This is a genomic window from Sediminibacillus halophilus (assembly GCF_900103695.1).
GTDB classification, from domain to species: domain Bacteria; phylum Bacillota; class Bacilli; order Bacillales; family Amphibacillaceae; genus Sediminibacillus; species Sediminibacillus halophilus.
Window position 1 is genome coordinate 56894 of the sequence record NZ_FNHF01000009.1, and the last position, 18379, is coordinate 75272.

Genomic DNA, 18379 nt, shown 5'->3' on the forward strand with positions numbered 1-18379 from the left:
TTCGACAATCTTTTTTAAAAAAATAACTGATTCACTTGCCTTACCAAAAACAAAACGTTCTCACTCCCAGGACCTGCTTCTCGTCCTGATCTTACATAATAATGTAACCTTTGCATAGAAGGGTCAAACCAATACTTTCTCTACCCTAAATAATTGAATAAGAAATGGTAAAAATGAAAAGATAAATGTATCCTTTATTTCGACATGAAAAAGAAAACAGCTAGTTTTTTATTCTACATGAATTCGAATAATCCTTCCTTTTTCCTATGTTTTTATTTTTCAGATTTTAATATCCTCATCATTTAAACATGTCCAACAGGGAAAGACATTATAGAAACATTTTTTCACAAAAAATAATTATAATACAAAAAAAAAGAAAATGCTAATATTTTTCCTTATAACGATACTCTAGAAGCCTCGCTTTTGCCCAAAAATTTTAATCTGCAACATAGCGTTCATTTACCTGTGTGCATCCACTACTACCCGAATAAAACGAGTGATGATTCGGCGCTGTGGAAAAACACTCGCTTTCCTGAAGAACGCTTCAGCCTACTGCAGGTAAAACGCCAGCTGTTGGGATCCTCATATTGTTACCCTCCCACTGGAATTCACAGCTTCACCCTACGTGTTTTCTTTTCAACGACAATAGGAGGCAGGAGATGCGAAAGTTAATTCGCAGATTGTATCAATAGTAAAAAGGCATCAATAAGCAGCGATATTAGCGAAAAGTTTTTTCTATTATAGCTGTTGGCGGATGAGTGCATACCGAACCCCTGCTATTTTTAACCTGGGCAAGGGGCTTCTTACACAAAGCTTATCAATCACGGTTTTCCATTCAATAGTAATTGCTTTCTTATATTCAGAATAACATTGGCCGTTTCTTCTACCGCCTTATTCGAGACATTTATCACATGACAACCGATTCTTTCCACCACTTTTTCAAAATGATCAAGCTCTTGCAAAATTCGTTCACGATTAGCATAGCTGGCCTGGTCTCCCAGTCCAAGAGCCTTCAATCGTTCCTTCCGGATGTCGTTTAATTTTTCAGGACTGATTTTCAAACCAATACAACGATTGGGATCTACTTGAAACAATTCTTCCGGAGGATTCACTTCTGGTACGATCGGTACATTGGCAACCTTAAGCCGTTTGTGTGCAAGGTATTGTGAAAGGGGCGTTTTTGAAGTCCGGGAGACACCAATCAATACGATATCCGCTTTCGATATCCCCCTCGGATCTCTTCCATCGTCATACCGCACAGCAAATTCTATCGCTTCTACCCGCTTAAAGTAATCTTCATCCAATTTATGAACCAATCCAGGCTCGAGCCGTGGTTTTTTTCGATAAACTTTTTCCATGGCATCAATTAGCGGCCCCATGATATCAATGCATTCAATCTTTCGTGTATAAGATTCCTCCAAAAGGTGCCTGCGAAAAGTTGGATTTACCAAGGTAAAACCGATTATTGCCCCTTTTTCCTCCGCCTGTTTGATGGTTTCATCAAGTATCTCCAGATTTTCAACATAAGGCACACGATGAAGATGGTACTCTCCACTGTTATCAAACTGACTGAGAGCTGCCTTGACCACTAATTCCGCTGTCTCTCCGACCGAGTCTGAAACAATATATACAAAGGGTTTCGTCATCGTCTAACCTCCCTGCAAGTTATCATTACTGGTGAATTCCACTAATGCTTTTGTCATATTCGTTTTGGTAATACGGCCGATAACCTGTAAACCTTTTTCTGTATCTTCTACCACTGGAAGGCCGTCGATTTGTTTATTGATCAGTTGCTTTGCTGCTCCGATTAGATAATCATCTTTTCTGCAAATCGTTACATTTGGCATTCTTGTCATGATGATATGAACTGGAAGACTGGTTAATTCCTGGTTACCGAGACTGGCCCGCAACAAGTCCTTTCGGGAAACAACGCCCGTCAAAAGAGATTGATCGTCCACAACGAACAACGTGCCGACATCCTCCAGAAACATTTTGCTGATGGCATCGTATACCGAGTCATTTTCTTTAATCACAATAGGTATCGATTGGAAGTCCCGGACTTTCACTTCTTTCAGTTTTTCAGAAAGTAATTCAAAACCGGTTTTCCCAGTGAAAAAATACCCTACTCTCGGACGGGCATCCAAAAAGCCGGACATGGTGAGGACGGATAAATCTGGCCGGAGTGTGGCTCTTGTCAATTGGAGTTTTTCCGCAATATTCTCCCCAGTAATCGGACCATGTTTTTTTACAATCTCAATAATCTGCTGTTGACGATTGGAAAGTTCCATCCTTTCACCACCTTCTCGGCATAAACCACATATTTTCTCTCATTATAGACAGGTACCACATATATAAACCGAATCCATCAGAATTGCTGCTTCCACTGCACTTTTGACAGGTCCGCGTATTGATAAACCATCGCAGCTATTTTATTCAACAATGCAAGCCGGTTACTTCTCAGGTTCTCATCTTTCGCCATTACCATGGTGTGATCGAAAAAAGCATGGATTGGGTCTGCCAATTCAGCCAACATCTCAATAGCTTTGTTTGCCTTTTGTTGCTCTAAAGTCTGCTGATAGCCAGGCAACATTCGCTCTACTGCTGCATTCAATTCCGTTTCCGTAGCATTTTCGAACAATTCTTTTTTGACTTCTTCCGTCCCTGCCTTACCTGCCAAATTCAGTACACGACCCAATCCTTCTTGTGCAGGTTTGAAGGATTCATCCTGTCTTTTATCTGCCAAAACAAGAGCTTTATCGAAAGTGAAGTGAAAAATACCTATACCAGCATGAAGGACTGCTTCGATAACATCCTGATCGATTCCTGCTTCCTTCATGATATAACCAGCCCGGTGAGTAAAGAATTCAGACAAATCTTCCATTATCTCTTGTTTACTTCTGGTTGGAATTCCCTTAGCTTCAAACTGCTGATAAGTTTTCTCGAGCAACTCCTCAAGTTTTACTTGCCATTTTTGACTTTTCAAGATTTGCAGCACGCCGATAGCCTGTCGTCTCAATCCATATGGATCCTGAGAACCACTAGGAATTATACCGACAGAAATACATCCAATAATGGTATCCAATTTATCGGCAACACTTACAAGAGCACCTTCTGTTGAAGCAGGGAGAGCATCTCCTGCATGCCGTGGCATATAGTGCTCGTTTATTGCTTTAGCTGTTTGTTCGTTTTCACCGAACAAACGGGCGTATTTTTCTCCCATTATGCCTTGGAGTTCTGTAAACTCGTTGACCATGTTGGTAACTAAATCAAACTTTGAAATTTCAGCTGCTCGAACTGCCTGTTTTCGTACTACAGCATCCATATTAATCAAATCACTTATTTGTCCGGTTAATTGAGTCACCCGGCCCACTTTATCCGCAATGGTTCCCAGCTTTTCTTGAAATACCATCTTTTCCAATTTCTTAACATTCCTTGCAATGGATTGCTTCTTGTCTTCTTCAAAAAAGAATCTTGCATCGGAAAGTCTAGCTCTTAACACTTTTTCATTACCACGTGCAACCGTTTCTATAAAATCGCTATTCCCATTTCTTACAGCGACAAAGTTGGGTAGCAAGCTGCCTTTGCTATCTCGCACTGGAAAATAGCGCTGGTGTTCTTTCATGGAGGTAATCAGTGCCTCTTCAGGGATTTCAAGAAATTCTTCATCAAAAGAACCAGAAAAAACAGTAGGATATTCAACTAAATGCTTTACTTCATCTAGTAGATTGGAATCAACCGGGACCTTCCAGTTTTTCTTTTGTTGCAATTGTTCAATTTGACTCCGGATTTTCTCTTCCCTCTCGGAAGGGTCCACAATTACATACTGCTCTTTTAGTTTATTACGATACTTATCAGCAGATGATAATTCAATCGATTCGCCGAGAAAACGATGTCCATATGTTTTGTTTGATGCTGCTACACCTGCAATTTCCAAGGGAACGATTTCGCTCCCAAACAAAGCAGTAATCCAACGGATCGGCCTCACATAACGAAGATTCAAATCACTCCACCGCATACTTTTAGGAAAGTTCATCTTTAACACGACGTCTTTGAATCCCTGCAACAAATCAAGTGTCTTTCTACCTTCAATAAATTTGCTTACAAAAATATATTCGGTTCCATTTACTTCTTTTGTATAAATATCTTTTACTGTTTTTCCCTGCCCCCGGGAAAATCCAACCGCTGCCTTTGTCCACTCGCCATTTTCATCTAGTGCAATGCTTTTCGCGGGACCTTTTGCTTCTTCCTCGATATCCGGTTGTTTTTCAGCAGCGTCCTTGATAATGACAGCCAGCCGCCGCGGTGTTACATATACTTCGATACCTTGATAAGGAACCCGCAATTCATCCAGCCAGGCGGTTGTCTTTTCATGCAATTGTTTCTGTGCATCATCGAGAAAACGAGCCGGCATTTCTTCCAGCCCTATTTCGAATAATATATTAGTTGTTGTCATTGTTTGCCGCCTCCTTCAACATAGGGAACCCTAGTCGTTCACGCTCTTCTACATAAATTTTGGCTATTTCCCGCGCTAGATTTCTCACCCGTGAGATGTACCCTGTTCTTTCGGTAACGGAAATGACTCCTTTGGCATCCAGGAGATTAAAGGTGTGGGAGCACTTCAATACATAGTCATAAGCCGGGAATACAAGCCCTTGCTCCATTGTTCGCTTTGCTTCCTTCTCATAAGTCGCAAACAAATCAAACAGCATGTCTGTATCAGACTCTTCAAATGTGTATTTGGAATGTTCATATTCAGGTTGGAGAAAGATATCGGAAACAGTTACTCCATCCGTCCATTCTAAATCAAACACATTTTCTTTGTCTTGTATATAAGAGGCAAGTCGTTCAATTCCATAAGTCAATTCAACCGAAACCGGCTTTGCTTCCAGTCCACCGATTTGCTGAAAGTAAGTGAATTGGGTGATTTCCATCCCATCCAGCCACACTTCCCAACCAAGTCCGGCAGCACCAAGAGTGGGATTTTCCCAGTTGTCTTCAACAAACCGGATATCATGCTGTAGTGGATCAATGCCCAGCGCCCGCAAAGAATCCAGATATAATTCTTGAATGTTATCTGGAGAAGGTTTCATGATCACTTGAAATTGATGATGCTGATACAGCCGATTGGGATTCTGACCATATCTGCCGTCTGCCGGCCGGCGGGACGGTTCTACATAAGCAACATTCCAAGGTTCTGGTCCAAGGCTGCGCAACAATGTCATCGGCGACATTGTCCCAGCTCCTTTCTCTACGTCATACGCCTGCATTAGAATGCAGTTTTGATCTGACCAATGCTTTTGCAAAGTTAGGATCATTTGCTGAATATTCATTTGCTCATTCCTCCGATTATGATTTGACACTTAAGTGGGTTCTATGTCACGACAAAAAACCGTCCCTACGCCTGTTCAAGGCATAGGGACGGGAATATCCGCGGTTCCACCCTACTTGCTTTCCGGTTAACGGAAAAGCCACTTTCAGTCGATTGCTCTGGTACGCCTTCCCCGGTATTTTCTACTCCAGCTCCCACTGTCCTGGATTCGCTTTTAGAAAAAAGTCCAAGTACTACTTACCATCAACGCAATATGTAAATTTTGATTTAACCTTACTGAATTTTATCCGTTTTGTCAATCAAATTGCTATTTCAATAAGTCCAGCTGGTCTAAAAACTTTTTTGACTTGATATGATAACCGCCATACTGCTCATAATATTCCTCCATAAGTTTTTTCAGCAGCTGCTTGTTTTCTGGTTTAATCGAAATATTCCCGATTCGTTCTATATCTATTGGGATAAACATCGAAAGTATTCTCGACAGGTTTCCTGGCAAGGATACCGCATACTCATCGATATGACGGCAACGCGGACAAAGGTATCCGCCTTCTGCAGTTGAAAAAGCATATGGTCCTTCAGGGTTTCCGCAACTGACACATTGTTGCAGCTCAGGCGCGAAACCTGCACGCTGGTAGATTTTCAATTCATATATTATGGTCAGTATTTCCGCATCTTTCCCTTCGGCAATCCAGGTCAACGTTTGATCCAGCTGTTGAAATAAAAAAGGATCATAATTATTCGTTTCTACCAACTTATCAGTCAGTTCGGCAAGATAAGTTGCGTATGCGGTTTTAACAATATCCTCCCTTATTGCCCGAAAGGAAGAAAGCACTTCCCCTTGTTGAAGTGTACCGAGACTTCTCCCTGTCTGTATTAAGAATTGACCATGTATAAACGGTTGCGTGATAGCAGCCATCCTGCTTTTCGGCTTTTTTGCTCCCCTTGCAACCACACCGATTTTCCCGTGAGATGGCGTCAATATAGTCACGATTTTATGCGTTTCCCCGTAATCCTGCGTCCGCAGGATGATGCCCTCTGTTTTCTCAAACAAAACAATTCACCAATCCCTTTCAAAAAAACCAGGCTTTTCGTATAACTAAGAAGGCGCCGCCTGTTTCGATTTGGCGGCGCGGCAGTCGCTTATAAGTTTCGATCCAGTTCTTGCAGTTCTTCTTTATAGTTTGGGGTAGCAGACGATTCTTCATCATAGTAAGATTCCATTTCTTTCATCAGTAAATAGGTTTCAATGTTTCCTGTTTGACTGAATATTTTCCAAGGAAAGTCGAGCACAAGAAACCCCACCTTTCTATAAACTGTTATCCATATGAAAAATCATACTTTATAGGAAGTTCAAAACTGCCTCGAACTAATTGTTCCTTTTTGTCCTTTTTTGAACTTTTTAGATTGGAAGTTCAAAAAATCCGGTAAAAAAGTACTGCGTATTTCTTCGTTCGTTTTGCTTTTCGGTTTCCTCATGTATTCGTTTATACACTCGCACATCCAGCCTTCACGGTCTTAAAGGTTAATACCAGTTGCTAACGGTCGAAGAATTATCGGCGGCTACCCCCACACTTCTAGGATGACCTTCTCTTTTTGATACATGAGTTAAAATATTTACCATGTATGATAAGAAAATGCCTTTTCATCGGCTGATTACCGTCTTGGACTCAATATTCTTCACTGCTAAATCCATACTCCGTCAATTGACTAGGCCTGTTGCGCCAATCCTTTTGTACTTTTACCCATAGCTCTAAGTATATCTTGGTTCCCAGCAATGCTTCTATATCCTGTCTCGCGCGTTTTCCGATTTCCTTGAGCATTGAGCCCTGTTTGCCAATAATGATTCCCTTTTGTGATTTTCTCTCGGTTACAACTGTAGCTTGTATAAAAACGCTTCCGCCTTTTTCCCTTACCTCTATATTGTCAATTACAACTGCAATAGAGTGGGGAATTTCTTCTCTAGTCAGCTGAAGAGCTTTTTCTCTTATCAATTCACTGATAATGAAACGTTCCGGATGATCAGTGATTTGATCCTCCGGATAATATTGCGGCCCTTCCGGTAAATGGGATTTTAAAACGTGAAGCAAGTGATCAACATTGTTGCCTTCCAATGCAGAAATCGGGATGATTTCCTCAAAATCATATCTGTCTTTATACTCATCGATTAGCGGGAGCAGGTCATCGGGATGTACCTGATCAATTTTATTGATGATTAAAAAAACAGGATTGGAGACATTCTGCAAGCGATCCAGAATGAACTGGTCACCTCTTCCGTATCCTTCTTCCGCATTGATCATGAACATTACCGCATCTACTTCGTTTAGCGTATTTTCTGCGACTTTCACCATAAAATCACCAAGCTTGTGCTTTGGTTTGTGGATTCCAGGGGTGTCGATAAAAACCATTTGGGCATCCTTTTCTGTTAAAACCCCTTGGATTTTATTCCGTGTAGTTTGCGGTTTATCGCTCATAATTGCAATTTTTTGTCCGATCACTCGATTCATAAACGTCGATTTTCCGACGTTCGGCCTGCCGATTATTGATATAAATCCTGATTTGTAAGCTGCTTCCATGTTGTATCCTCCATCGTTTATTGCTTTTTTCATCCTATGGTTTTCTTCTATTTTACTATAAAAATTTACCCCTTTCATGGATTCGACAAAACCTCTCTAAAAAAGTTGTAATACAAAAACAACATAAAAGAAAACCGAAAAATCTACATAAATTATTTATCTGAGTTTAGTCTATACAAACTCTTCCCTACTATCATTCTTAGAGAGGATTTTCACACAAAGAATGTTAGGTATATTGGTATGACCAGGGCCATAACAGGAATGAGTCTTCCCTGCCATTCATTATAGAATTGTGCCAATCAAACGCTGAGAAAATTACCCTCTTTCCGTGGGGAGGGCTTCACCCAGGAACATCCACGGAAAGCACACTGTATTTTCGCAGTGCATTTGTCTATCCAATGACAGAAAAGACTCATTACAGATCTAATCCGTAGTAAACCAGGCAAAAGTGGATCTTTTCGTTAATAATTTGTTATATAGAAAAAGCCGGCCGCCTGATAAGGGGCCGGGCGTTGGCTGTCAAAACAGAAGTGCGATTCTCGGAAGGAAAATAATTGCGCCTGCTACCGCAGCTACAACAGCCACTGCCAGAACGGAACCAGCAGCAATATCCTTAATAGCACCCGCGTTGGGATGGAATTCCGGAGCTAAATAATCAAGCAGCCGTTCGACCGCAGTATTGATCATTTCCATAGCAATAACCATGCCAATCACCATAACGAGAATAAGCCATTCGATTACAGTGATCCGGAAACAGGCTCCCAGCACTAAGGCTGTAGCTCCTACACCAACCTGAATTCGCAAATTTCGCTCTTTCCAAGCATATTTCCATCCCCGCACGGCAAAAGCGAAACCGACTGTCCGCTTCCGTTTATTTCCTTTCAAGTCCGAACGCATTTAAAATTTCCTCTTGTCGCTGGAACATTTTTCGCTCGTCTTCTTTTTGTATATGATCATAGCCGAGAAGGTGTAAGAATCCATGTAAGGCTAAAAAACCAAACTCCCGTTGAATGGAATGTCCATATTCTTCTGCCTGTTCGGCAGCCTTATCGACAGATATCACGATGTCACCAAGGACTAACGGGATATCTTCTCCGATTACTTTCAGTTCTCCTTCGCCCTCTTCCTGCATGGCGAAGGAAATCACATCTGTCGGCTTGTCCTGTTGCCGATAATTGCGATTGATGATTTGAATCTCCCCATTATCGACAAAATTAACGGAAACCTCCGATTCATCCGTTATTTCTTCCTTTTCTGCAGCGAAAGTTAAAAGCTGCTGAATCAGATCCGTGGTATCTTCTTCTACTTTGTTTGTTTGATCATGAAAATCGATATGCATTAATTTGCCTCCTTCACTTCTTGATCTGTCGGGTACTGTATCCTGGAATGGAAAATACCATTAAGCGTTTCACAAATCGCTTTACGGATTTTCTCTAGCTCCTTGAATGTTAACGGTGCATCATTCAACTGTCCATCCATTAGCTTATGATGAATAATTGAGGTGACGATATCTTCTATTTTTTCGTTTGTCGGCTCTTTCAAGGAGCGTACAGCTGCTTCAACCGAATCACATACACAAACGATTGCCGCCTCCTTTGTTTGCGGTAGAGGACCAGGATACCGATAATCCGATTCTTTGACCTGCTTGTTCTGTTCTTTTGCTTTATGGTAAAAAAACTGTAAAAGACTTTTTCCGTGATGCTGTTCAGCGATATCTACAATCTCTTTAGGCAACCTGTGTTTCCGTAGAAGATGAGCCCCTGCATATGGATGGTTGATAATAATCTCGGCGCTTTGCTTTGGCTGCAGCATGTCATGGGGATTGGTGATACCCATTTGGTTTTCAATGAAATAATGCGGTTGTTCTGTTTTCCCTAAATCGTGATAATAGGCAGCCACTCTCGCCAGAAGTCCATTGGCTCCAGCTGCTTCGCAGGCCGTTTCACTTAGATTAGCCACCATGACACTGTGATGATAAGTTCCTGGTGCCTCAATCAATATTTTACGCAGTAGAGGATGGTTCGGATTAGATAAGGTAAGCAGTTTTGTATCTGACAATATCCCCAGTCCGGTTTCAAAAAATGGCAGCAGGCCAATAGTTAAAACAGATGAAAGGAATGCAGCGACAATCCCATATCCGCTAAACGTAAAAATATCCGCGATAGCATATTTTTCAAAAGAAAGAAATAAAAATAATAGTACCGTAAGTATGTGTACCAGTGTAATTCCTATTCCTGCTTTCAGAATAGCGATACGATCCTTCAGACTGGCCAGGAAAATGATGCCCGCCAATTGAGAAAACAGCAGATAGACTCCCGCTTCCATGTTTAGCGACCCGGGTATCTCAGCATTGAAAATAAGACTCGCAAGGATGCTGTATAGAATCGACATTGCCAACGCCAGACGTTCATCGAGCAATATTTTCAACAACATGGCACCTGTGGCTGCAGGAACCAGAAAGAATAGTTGATTGACTGAATCCGTGAAAACACTTGCCACTTTCATTAAAGATACCATCAACACACTGATTAAAATAATGGATGCAATCTTTCTTACATCCAATTCCCGTTTTTTGGAATGGATATGCATCTCGTAAGCGATGATACCTCCGATCAAAAAAATCAGCAAGATAAGACCGATCAGTGGATATACATTTCGATCATCATTCAACAGACCGACCAATTTCAATTGCTCATAAATTTCATTGGTGATTGTCTGGCCTTCGGTTACTATGATTTCACCAGCCCGAATCATGACTGGTTCCACATTGTTTGAAGCATGTTTTTGCGCTTCCACTGTTTTTTCCGCATCGTAAAACGAATTTTCCACTATGGCAAAATCGCTGAGTATGTAAAGAACTTCTTTCATATCATCACTTAAACTGGAATATTCAAGCTTCTCATTTACACTTTTCACAGCGTTTTCTACTGTTTCCGTTGTTACGCCGTCATTCATTACTTCATAAATAGAGGTGGTCAGTAATTCTTTAGCCAGTGATCGCTTTTCAGAACTTGCATTGATTAATGCAACTAATTCTTCCCTGTCAAGTGCCTCGCTCAATTTCGGTGAAATGATTTGCTGCAGTTTTTGCGCTTTTTCCGTATCAGTAGCAGCAGGGGGATCTTCCTTATCACTAGCCTTCGAAGCCTTTTCTTCCTCTTCGAGCTTGTCGATTGCTTCAAACAATTCATTGACATATCCTGCCCGTTCCTGGGTGATTTCCGATGATATTTCATACCTGTCTTCCACTGCCTGAATCGCTTCTCTTCTTTCACGCTCTGTCTCTTTTTTGTTTTCAATAGACAAAGGAGAACGGATAGTTTCTTTGGCTTCATTGAACCGTTCAATATTGTATGTCTCGGTGTATACATTAGAAAGCGTGATAAAAAAGAAAAAAATGCACAAAAGCAAAACTGCCAAACTAATTTTCAGCCATTTGTTCTGATAAACCGGTAATTGTTTAAACCGTTTCCAGTAATGCTTCATTCCTTCACCTCATTTTTGAAAAAGAGCGGTTTATACAGAAATAAGACCCTGGAGAGCGGGTCTTAAATCACGAAAGTAATACTTACTCTTCCTCATATGCATCGATTATTTTCTGTACCAGTGGATGACGGACTACATCGGACTGTTTTAAATACATAAACGAAATCCCTTTGATCGACGACAACCTGGCTTCGACAGCTTTCAAGCCGGATGTGACACCCATAGGAAGATCGACTTGGGTGATATCACCGGTTATTACCATTTTTGAGCCAAAACCAAGTCTGGTTAGGAACATTTTCATTTGGGCAGGTGTGGTATTTTGTGCTTCATCAAGAATGACAAAAGCATCGTCCAATGTCCTGCCTCTCATATAGGCAAGAGGAGCAATTTCAATGGTGCCTCTTTCAATCAGCCGAAGCGTATGCTCGTTGCCGAGAACATCGTGCAAGGCGTCATAGAGTGGTCTTAAATAAGGATCAACTTTTTCTTTCAAGTCACCTGGCAAGAAACCGAGACTTTCGCCTGCTTCCACTGCAGGTCTGGTTAAAATAATTTTTTTGACCAGACCTTTTTTAAGAGCTGTCACAGCCATAACAACTGCCAAATAAGTCTTACCAGTTCCTGCAGGTCCAATGCCGAATACGAGGTCATTGGATTTAATTGCATTGACATAATTACGTTGTCCTAACGTTTTGACCCTAATAGATTTTCCTTTGGCATTTTTAGTGATTTCATCTTCAAACAACGTTTCAAATTGATCTATTTTACCTTTTTTTGCGAGATCGACAGCATAAACCACATCTCGTTCTGTAATGGTTAGCCCTTTCCGGACGATATGAAGCAATGCAAGTAGAATTTCCTCAATAAGCTGTATATCTTCCGGAGTGCCGGATACGCTGACCTGTTCTCCTCGCGTGACAATCGATACATTCAGATGTTGTTCGATTTGTTTTAGGTGTCTATCTTCCGTTCCAAACAAAGTAAGTGCTTCGTTTGGATTCTCGAGTTGTAAATCGATCGTTTTTAAATCTTCAGGCATAATCAATCTCCTTGAGATATTGGTTGGTTTTTTGTTATATCTTCCTTAGCTTTGAAATAAAGGGTTAACTTAACTTTACCACTCTCAATACGTTCGTGCAAAACTTTTTGAAAGGCGATTTCCGCATCCTTTCCAAGTTCAGTCTGAAGCTGTTTCGTTGCTTGCTTTACGGCTTCACTTCTGACTTTTTTCCTGCTTCGTTTTTCGTTGTATGGCGCTTGTTCATTCCATTGCTCCTCTACGATCGAAATAGGCAGAGTCCAATGTAAAAAGTATAATGGTTTCCTTGTAGTTTCTTTATATACCTGTTCATAATCGACCTTTTTAAAACCCCAAACAGGAATTTTCATTTTCCCGATTTGAAGTTTAAATTTCGTTTCATTCTCTCCGGTTAGGGTTTGGTAATTTGCCTTTAGTGGTACAGTGGTTTCGACCTCATACCAAGTCTCTGCAATCACTTCCCCTTCAGCTGCCACGAAGTTTTTGGGCTTATCCTGCTTTTCTTCGTCATCCTCTTGTTCTCCTTGATTTTCATTCAAGTTGCCGGACACCAATACCTGTCCAGGAGTAACGAAATCATTTACTTCGACTAAAGGGAGCCCCTTAGCGACAAACATATCAACGATTACACCTTTTTTTGCAGCAACAAGATTTCGCGGACCAGATTGTTCGGGTTCTTCGACAATCGTTTTCTCGACTGCTTCCAACTGATAGGTTGTCCCCTTTTCTGTCACACCCACCCACAGCAATTCAGGCAAATCATCCAGCAATCGTTGCTGAATATCACCTGGTGTTCCGATAGTAAACTTTACTGCCCCTGGGTGAATGCCATACTCGTCCAATTTTTCGATAATTTTAGCTTCTACTTCTGGTGGGACATTTTCCACCTCTATGTCCCAGACAATGTTGGAGAGAAACGTGACAAACAAGATACTCAAAAGTAACCCTGCCACAAATGGTTTTTTATGCAAAACGCGCTGTATCAAAAATGGAAAACCCTTCCGTGAAAGAAAAGACAGCTTATAAACCGTTTGCCTGCGCAATCTTTTTATCGTGGAAATATCGCTTAATCTTACATTGCCGATACATTGCGTTTCATTTATTTTTATCACATTCCAAACAGTTATTCCTTCTCTTGCGCACAGACCGAAAAATAACTCTGGGTGGTGTCCGGTCACTTTTATCTTAACAGATCCAGTGAAAAATATAGCTTGAGTGTGCTTCATCAATGCCCCCCTCCGCCGGCTATCCGGTCACCCCTCGATGAAAGCCAGCTCCTTAATTTTCCCTTCAAGCAGGATCTCCTCCGGCAGCATCATCTTCAGCACAAAATTTTCTCCAGTTATCCGGAGGTATCCGTCTTTCATACGTAAACGAAGCTCTGATTCCGAAAACAGAATGAGTCCTTTATGATTTTCGATATAAGCATGGATTTGACCGATGGTCGTAATTCTCGGAAGTTCGAGGATAACATCGGAAGGAAGTTCAAGGTGCTGCGTGAGTATATTCTCGATGCGCTGTTTCCATTTGTTCACCCAGGATGCCCCCTCTCACATCATATGTATGAATGAACCCGGGAGATAAGAACTGCAAAATAACCCCGGTTAAAGCATGGAAGGAATGCAGAAACCGGGGAACAATATAATTTATAATTATGTTGTGAACGAATCCAACTGTTTGTGTGTAAAAAGTTCAGGCTCTTACCCATGCTTAAGTAGAGAAAGGGGGAGGACCTCCAGAAACTTAAAAATCCCCCTTTGTCCATAACTGACAAAGGGGGATTTTTCACTTCGCTCGCCGTCTTCTTTGATAAGGACGGTGAGCCCGTGGCTGTCCGAGCACCTCAGCCATTACAAAGCTCTCTGCAATCCCTTTTTTAGATAGATTCCTGCGGATGGAAAGCTTCTTGTTTGACTGTACTCCTTTTTTGGCAGCCTGATCTTGGGCTCTCTTATCAACCTGTCTCGGCCGTTCTTCCTTCTGTATAGGATCCAGATGATAAGAAAAAACTTCCTCATTTGAACGCTGTGTAGCTGGCTTCGTTTCTGCCAGCTTCGCCTTCTTTTTCTCATAGTACGTTTGGGTCTTGGACGGACCAACTGCAGGTTTTGTATGTGTTTCCGTCTCACCATTAGCACTTGTTGGTGCATGATTTGTGTTGCTTTGCTGTTGACGGGAAGGAGCAGAGGTTGGCCGATAAGGCCGGGTAGGTTTCCCGCCCTTCTGTTCCTCTTCTTCATTTTTGAACATGCCAAACAGCCATCCGACAACGGCCAAAAGCGGGATGATTAATCCTATTAAATCCTCCATCGATCAACCTCCTCTTGAACTCGGCCTCTTTTATTGATCCTCATCATTTTCTTCTTGGGAAAGCTTGCCTATCGTATCACGCATGTCTGTGTCGGCATTGATGTTCTTATAATTCATATAGTCCATCACGCCCATATTGCCTGATCGAAGTGCCTCAGCAAGCGCAAGCGGTACGTCTGCTTCCGCCTCGACGACTTTGGCCCGCATTTCCTGTACCCTTGCCAGCATTTCCTGTTCTTGAGCAACAGCCATTGCACGACGTTCTTCTGCTTTAGCCTGTGCAATATTTTTATCTGCTTCTGCCTGATCAGTGGAAAGGGTAGCCCCGATATTTTTACCGATATCGATATCAGCAATGTCAATCGATAAAATTTCAAAAGCTGTTCCTGCATCCAGCCCTTTGGATAAGACATTATGGGAAATGGAATCCGGATTTTCCAAAACTTTCGTGTGACTGTCCGAGCTACCAATCGTACTAACAATCCCTTCGCCAACACGGGCGATCACTGTATCCTCACCAGCTCCACCGACAAGTCGGTCGATATTGGCCCGCACGGTGATCCTTGCTTTTGCTTTAACCTCGATTCCATCCATTGCAATACCAGCAATGAACGGTGTTTCTATTACTTTCGGATTAACACTCATTTGTACTGCTTCCAGCACATCCCGGCCAGCCAGGTCGATTGCTGCAGCCCGCTCGAAAGTCAATTCAATGTTGGCGCGCTGTGCAGCTATCAAAGCATTGACTACTCGATCGACGTTACCTCCTGCCAAATAGTGACTCTCTAACTGATTTGTATTAACACCAAGTCCAGCTTTATGAGCCTTGATCAGCGGGTTGATTACCCTGGAAGGAACAACCCTTCTCAAACGCATTCCAACCAGCGTGAAAATACTGACCCTGACACCAGCAGCTAGGGCACTAATCCAGAGCATCACCGGAATAAAGGTAAATAAAACAGCAACTGCTATAACAATTAACCCGATTACAATGATCGGTAATAAACTTTGAACATCCATTATACATCCTCCTGTTTCATGTTATGATTTATTTTCCTTACTACTATTCTTGAACCTTCCGTTTTAACAATCTTGATAGGAGTGTCCTTCTCGACAAAAGCACCTTCTGTGACTACATCAAGTCGTTCTTCCCCGAACACAGCCGTTCCCGAAGGCCGCAGCATCGTCACCGCTCTGCCTTCCAGGCCGATTAAATCCAACCTGCTGACTGAAGACACATAGCCTTGTTCCGTAGTCGTTGCTTCCTTCAGAATAATATTTTTAAAGAAGCCTTTTTCCAGTCCGATTGTTTTAAACAAAACAACAGAAACGACAATCGATGAAAGCAAGGCGATAGCAATGCTCATGGCCATATGCCCCATGTCTGCAGAAGACATGAACAAGGCAGCGACTACTGCACCGATTCCGAGAATACCAAGTATTCCTCCCGGCACAAAAATTTCAGCAATGATCATAATGATTCCCAACACAAGCAAGATAACCGCTTCATAGCCTGCAAGGCCGGCCACAATATGTCCGTAGAAAAATAATACAAGGGACAACAAACCAATTGACCCCGGAATTCCGAATCCCGGAGAATATAACTCCACGATTAAACCAATACTCGCAAGTGACAACAATATTGGTACCACAACAGGGTTCGTTAAGAACCTGGCGATTTCCTCTGCAAGTGTCGTATTTGTTTCAATAATTTCAGCATCTTGCAGGTTTAGCTCAGCCAACAGTTCTGTACGGTGGTTAACAATAGCTTCTGCATAACCAACCTCTACAGCTGTTGTAGGTTCCAAGGTTAAAAATTCTCCTTCCGGCGCGCCATACTCTGGTAAATCAACAGAAGGATTTGCCATCGCTTCTGCATACAAAGGATCCCTATCCTTAGAAGCAGCAGCGCTCTTCATAGCCGAAATCCATGCTGACTGTGCTTTTTTATCAGCAGCAGTACCGTCTGAGTTTATAACACCGCTCGCTCCCATTGTTGCATGAGGCTTCATGTAAATATTGTCGGTGTTCAATGCTATGTATGAACCTGCAGATAAAGCTTCATTGGTAATAAATGCCGTAGTCTCTATTTCTAAATCCTGCAACAATTCAGCAATCTGTCCCGCCGCATCGACTCGTCCACCTGGAGTATCTATTTCAAAAATAATATGGTCGGCATTCTCTTCGACTGCTTCCTGTGTAGTTCTTTTTAAAAAAGCTTCCAGCCCCCGCTCTACTTCCTTTTCAACCGGTATGACATACACCAGCTTTCCATCGCCGTCAGCTGCGTGAATCGGTGTTGGAGTGAGGAAAGATCCAACCAAACCCGCTATCATGCCCAAGAACACGGCAAAGAGAACGGTTAACTTTCTGCCCACGTGCTATCCCCTCCTTTCTATCGGTACGTTATGTATACGGACTACTACACATTTAAGTTTCAAAACTTTTTTTCAGTTTAACATACATTTTCTAATGTTAGTATTTACTCATCGCGATAAATTCATAAGAAAAAGCTTTGCTAATTAGAAAAACAGCAGCAGTCCGTCAAAATGAGATCCTTCTTCCTACATAAAAGAAGCGGTTCCCGCCATAATTGGCGAAAACCACTTCTCCTTTTAGCGCTCACTTGTTTAATTTAATTAAGACAAATGCTTTTGGACAAGGCGATTCACTTGTGAACCATCAGCCTGCCCTTTCACTTTAGGCATAACGGCACTCATCACGCTGCCCATATCCTTTTTGGAAGTTGCGCCAACTTCCTGGATCGTTTCTTGAACAATTTGTTCAAGTTCTTCTTCTGTAAGCTGTTTCGGCATATATGCTTGTAAAACTTTTATTTCATCTTCAAGTTTTTCCGCAAGATCATCGCGTCCAGCTTCTTTAAATTCTTGGAGGGAATCTTTTCGCTGTTTTAACTCTCTGGATAAAACAGTTAGTTCTTCTTCTTCAGATAATTCGTCTTTACCAAGTTTGATCGCTTCATTCTGTAAAGAAGCTTTCACCATGCGAATGACACTCAAGGCTTGTTTATCCTTGTTTTTCATCGCCTGCTTCATGTCCTGGTTCAGACGTTCAACTAATGACATATCTCTTCTACACCCTCTTTGTTACTTACGCTTTCTAGCAGCCTCAGATTTTTTCTTGCGGCGCACACTAGGTTTTTCATAAAATTCACGCTTGCGGTATTCAGACAATGTACCACTTTTAGATACACTGCGTTTGAAGCGACGAAGAGCATCTTCAAGAGACTCGTTTTTACGAACGCGAGTTGTGTTTGACATGCTATTTTCCCTCCCTCCGAAGCATACAACAGGTTTCTGGGACATATGTAACCTCACATATGTCTCCCGACAATTATAATATATTGCCAATTCCCGGTCAACTCATTTCACAAGCAATTACTAATAAAATCTTTATTACTTTCTCTGCGGCCATTCTTTTATTCATTTAACACGCTCCTCAAACACTCCGAAACTCGTTGTATGCCGTAGTTGATATAAACTACTCAGCAACTGTAATAGGAAGTCCATTGCCTATTCAAAAGCGCGTTAACCACCGCTTCGGCAGCATACTTCGCTTTCCGCGGGCACGGCTTCAGCTAACTTGGTAAAGAAAACCGCTTTCCCAAGTGGATCTTCAGCT

General features: G+C 41.9%; 18 protein-coding genes. All 18 read right to left on the bottom strand.

The features are described 5' to 3' along the window. Positions 1-821: 821 nt before the first annotated feature. The 18 genes from BLR82_RS19660 to rpsU all read right to left on the bottom strand — a co-directional run bounded on the left by BLR82_RS19660 (position 822) and on the right by rpsU (position 18018). A complete protein-coding gene (locus BLR82_RS19660; protein WP_074601136.1) occupies positions 822-1646 on the bottom strand; it encodes a pyruvate, water dikinase regulatory protein in 825 nt (274 codons plus the stop codon). Positions 1647-1649: 3 nt separating this feature from the next. Further along, a complete protein-coding gene (gene ccpN / locus BLR82_RS19665; RefSeq protein ID WP_074601137.1) occupies positions 1650-2288 on the bottom strand; it encodes a transcriptional regulator CcpN in 639 nt (212 codons plus the stop codon). 77 nt (positions 2289-2365) lie between these two features. Then, entirely contained in the window at positions 2366-4453 is a 2088-nt protein-coding gene (gene glyS, locus BLR82_RS19670; protein ID WP_074601138.1) for a glycine--tRNA ligase subunit beta, read from the bottom strand. Further along, positions 4440-5330 (bottom strand): glycine--tRNA ligase subunit alpha, encoded by an 891-nt coding sequence (gene glyQ, locus BLR82_RS19675; protein ID WP_074601139.1) that lies wholly within the window; start codon positions 5328-5330, stop codon positions 4440-4442. Before glyQ ends, glyS begins: the two co-directional genes overlap by 14 nt. A gap of 306 nt (positions 5331-5636) precedes the next feature. After that, positions 5637-6380 (bottom strand): DNA repair protein RecO, encoded by a 744-nt coding sequence (gene recO / locus BLR82_RS19680; protein ID WP_074601140.1) that lies wholly within the window; start codon positions 6378-6380, stop codon positions 5637-5639. A gap of 89 nt (positions 6381-6469) precedes the next feature. After that, entirely contained in the window at positions 6470-6619 is a 150-nt protein-coding gene (locus BLR82_RS19685; RefSeq protein WP_074601141.1) for a YqzL family protein, read from the bottom strand. A gap of 377 nt (positions 6620-6996) precedes the next feature. Beyond that, complete coding sequence (era, locus tag BLR82_RS19690) at positions 6997-7902, bottom strand: GTPase Era (protein ID WP_074601142.1); 906 nt, start codon at positions 7900-7902, stop codon at positions 6997-6999. A gap of 519 nt (positions 7903-8421) precedes the next feature. Continuing rightward, complete coding sequence (locus BLR82_RS19695; protein ID WP_074601143.1) at positions 8422-8799, bottom strand: diacylglycerol kinase family protein; 378 nt, start codon at positions 8797-8799, stop codon at positions 8422-8424. Next, positions 8774-9241: an rRNA maturation RNase YbeY gene (ybeY, locus tag BLR82_RS19700; protein WP_074601144.1), complete on the bottom strand. Its 468-nt coding sequence runs from the start codon at positions 9239-9241 to the stop codon at positions 8774-8776. Before ybeY ends, BLR82_RS19695 begins: the two co-directional genes overlap by 26 nt. Then, positions 9241-11388: an HD family phosphohydrolase gene (locus tag BLR82_RS19705; protein WP_074601145.1), complete on the bottom strand. Its 2148-nt coding sequence runs from the start codon at positions 11386-11388 to the stop codon at positions 9241-9243. The genes ybeY and BLR82_RS19705 overlap by 1 nt, the downstream gene beginning before the upstream one ends. A gap of 82 nt (positions 11389-11470) precedes the next feature. Beyond that, complete coding sequence (locus tag BLR82_RS19710) at positions 11471-12427, bottom strand: PhoH family protein (protein WP_074601146.1); 957 nt, start codon at positions 12425-12427, stop codon at positions 11471-11473. Positions 12428-12429: 2 nt separating this feature from the next. Beyond that, complete coding sequence (gene yqfD / locus BLR82_RS19715; RefSeq protein WP_074601147.1) at positions 12430-13653, bottom strand: sporulation protein YqfD; 1224 nt, start codon at positions 13651-13653, stop codon at positions 12430-12432. Positions 13654-13680: 27 nt separating this feature from the next. Beyond that, positions 13681-13962 (bottom strand): sporulation protein YqfC, encoded by a 282-nt coding sequence (yqfC, locus tag BLR82_RS19720; protein WP_074601148.1) that lies wholly within the window; start codon positions 13960-13962, stop codon positions 13681-13683. A 250-nt stretch (positions 13963-14212) separates the two neighbouring features. Next, complete coding sequence (locus tag BLR82_RS19725) at positions 14213-14737, bottom strand: hypothetical protein (RefSeq protein ID WP_074601149.1); 525 nt, start codon at positions 14735-14737, stop codon at positions 14213-14215. Positions 14738-14767: 30 nt separating this feature from the next. Further along, positions 14768-15757: a flotillin-like protein FloA gene (floA, locus tag BLR82_RS19730; RefSeq protein WP_074601150.1), complete on the bottom strand. Its 990-nt coding sequence runs from the start codon at positions 15755-15757 to the stop codon at positions 14768-14770. Next, positions 15757-17073: an NfeD family protein gene (locus BLR82_RS19735; protein ID WP_074601156.1), complete on the bottom strand. Its 1317-nt coding sequence runs from the start codon at positions 17071-17073 to the stop codon at positions 15757-15759. The genes floA and BLR82_RS19735 overlap by 1 nt, the downstream gene beginning before the upstream one ends. 303 nt (positions 17074-17376) lie before the next feature. After that, on the bottom strand, positions 17377-17823 hold the full coding sequence (locus BLR82_RS19740) for a GatB/YqeY domain-containing protein (RefSeq protein WP_074601151.1): 447 nt from the start codon (positions 17821-17823) through the stop codon (positions 17377-17379). 21 nt (positions 17824-17844) lie between these two features. Then, a complete protein-coding gene (rpsU, locus tag BLR82_RS19745) occupies positions 17845-18018 on the bottom strand; it encodes a 30S ribosomal protein S21 (protein WP_067837072.1) in 174 nt (57 codons plus the stop codon). Between the last annotated feature and the right edge of the window lie 361 nt (positions 18019-18379).

Coding starts and splice junctions, on each gene's coding strand:
- BLR82_RS19660 (WP_074601136.1), bottom strand. CDS start 1,646: ATGACGAAACCCTTTGTATATATTGTTTCAGACTCGGTCGGAGAGACA.
- ccpN (WP_074601137.1), bottom strand. CDS start 2,288: ATGGAACTTTCCAATCGTCAACAGCAGATTATTGAGATTGTAAAAAAA.
- glyS (WP_074601138.1), bottom strand. CDS start 4,453: ATGACAACAACTAATATATTATTCGAAATAGGGCTGGAAGAAATGCCG.
- glyQ (WP_074601139.1), bottom strand. CDS start 5,330: ATGAATATTCAGCAAATGATCCTAACTTTGCAAAAGCATTGGTCAGAT.
- era (WP_074601142.1), bottom strand. CDS start 7,902: ATGGAAGCAGCTTACAAATCAGGATTTATATCAATAATCGGCAGGCCG.
- BLR82_RS19695 (WP_074601143.1), bottom strand. CDS start 8,799: ATGCGTTCGGACTTGAAAGGAAATAAACGGAAGCGGACAGTCGGTTTC.
- ybeY (WP_074601144.1), bottom strand. CDS start 9,241: ATGCATATCGATTTTCATGATCAAACAAACAAAGTAGAAGAAGATACC.
- BLR82_RS19705 (WP_074601145.1), bottom strand. CDS start 11,388: ATGAAGCATTACTGGAAACGGTTTAAACAATTACCGGTTTATCAGAAC.
- BLR82_RS19710 (WP_074601146.1), bottom strand. CDS start 12,427: ATGCCTGAAGATTTAAAAACGATCGATTTACAACTCGAGAATCCAAAC.
- yqfD (WP_074601147.1), bottom strand. CDS start 13,653: ATGAAGCACACTCAAGCTATATTTTTCACTGGATCTGTTAAGATAAAA.
- BLR82_RS19725 (WP_074601149.1), bottom strand. CDS start 14,737: ATGGAGGATTTAATAGGATTAATCATCCCGCTTTTGGCCGTTGTCGGA.
- floA (WP_074601150.1), bottom strand. CDS start 15,757: ATGGATGTTCAAAGTTTATTACCGATCATTGTAATCGGGTTAATTGTT.
- BLR82_RS19735 (WP_074601156.1), bottom strand. CDS start 17,073: ATGATAGCGGGTTTGGTTGGATCTTTCCTCACTCCAACACCGATTCAC.
- BLR82_RS19740 (WP_074601151.1), bottom strand. CDS start 17,823: ATGTCATTAGTTGAACGTCTGAACCAGGACATGAAGCAGGCGATGAAA.
- rpsU (WP_067837072.1), bottom strand. CDS start 18,018: ATGTCAAACACAACTCGCGTTCGTAAAAACGAGTCTCTTGAAGATGCT.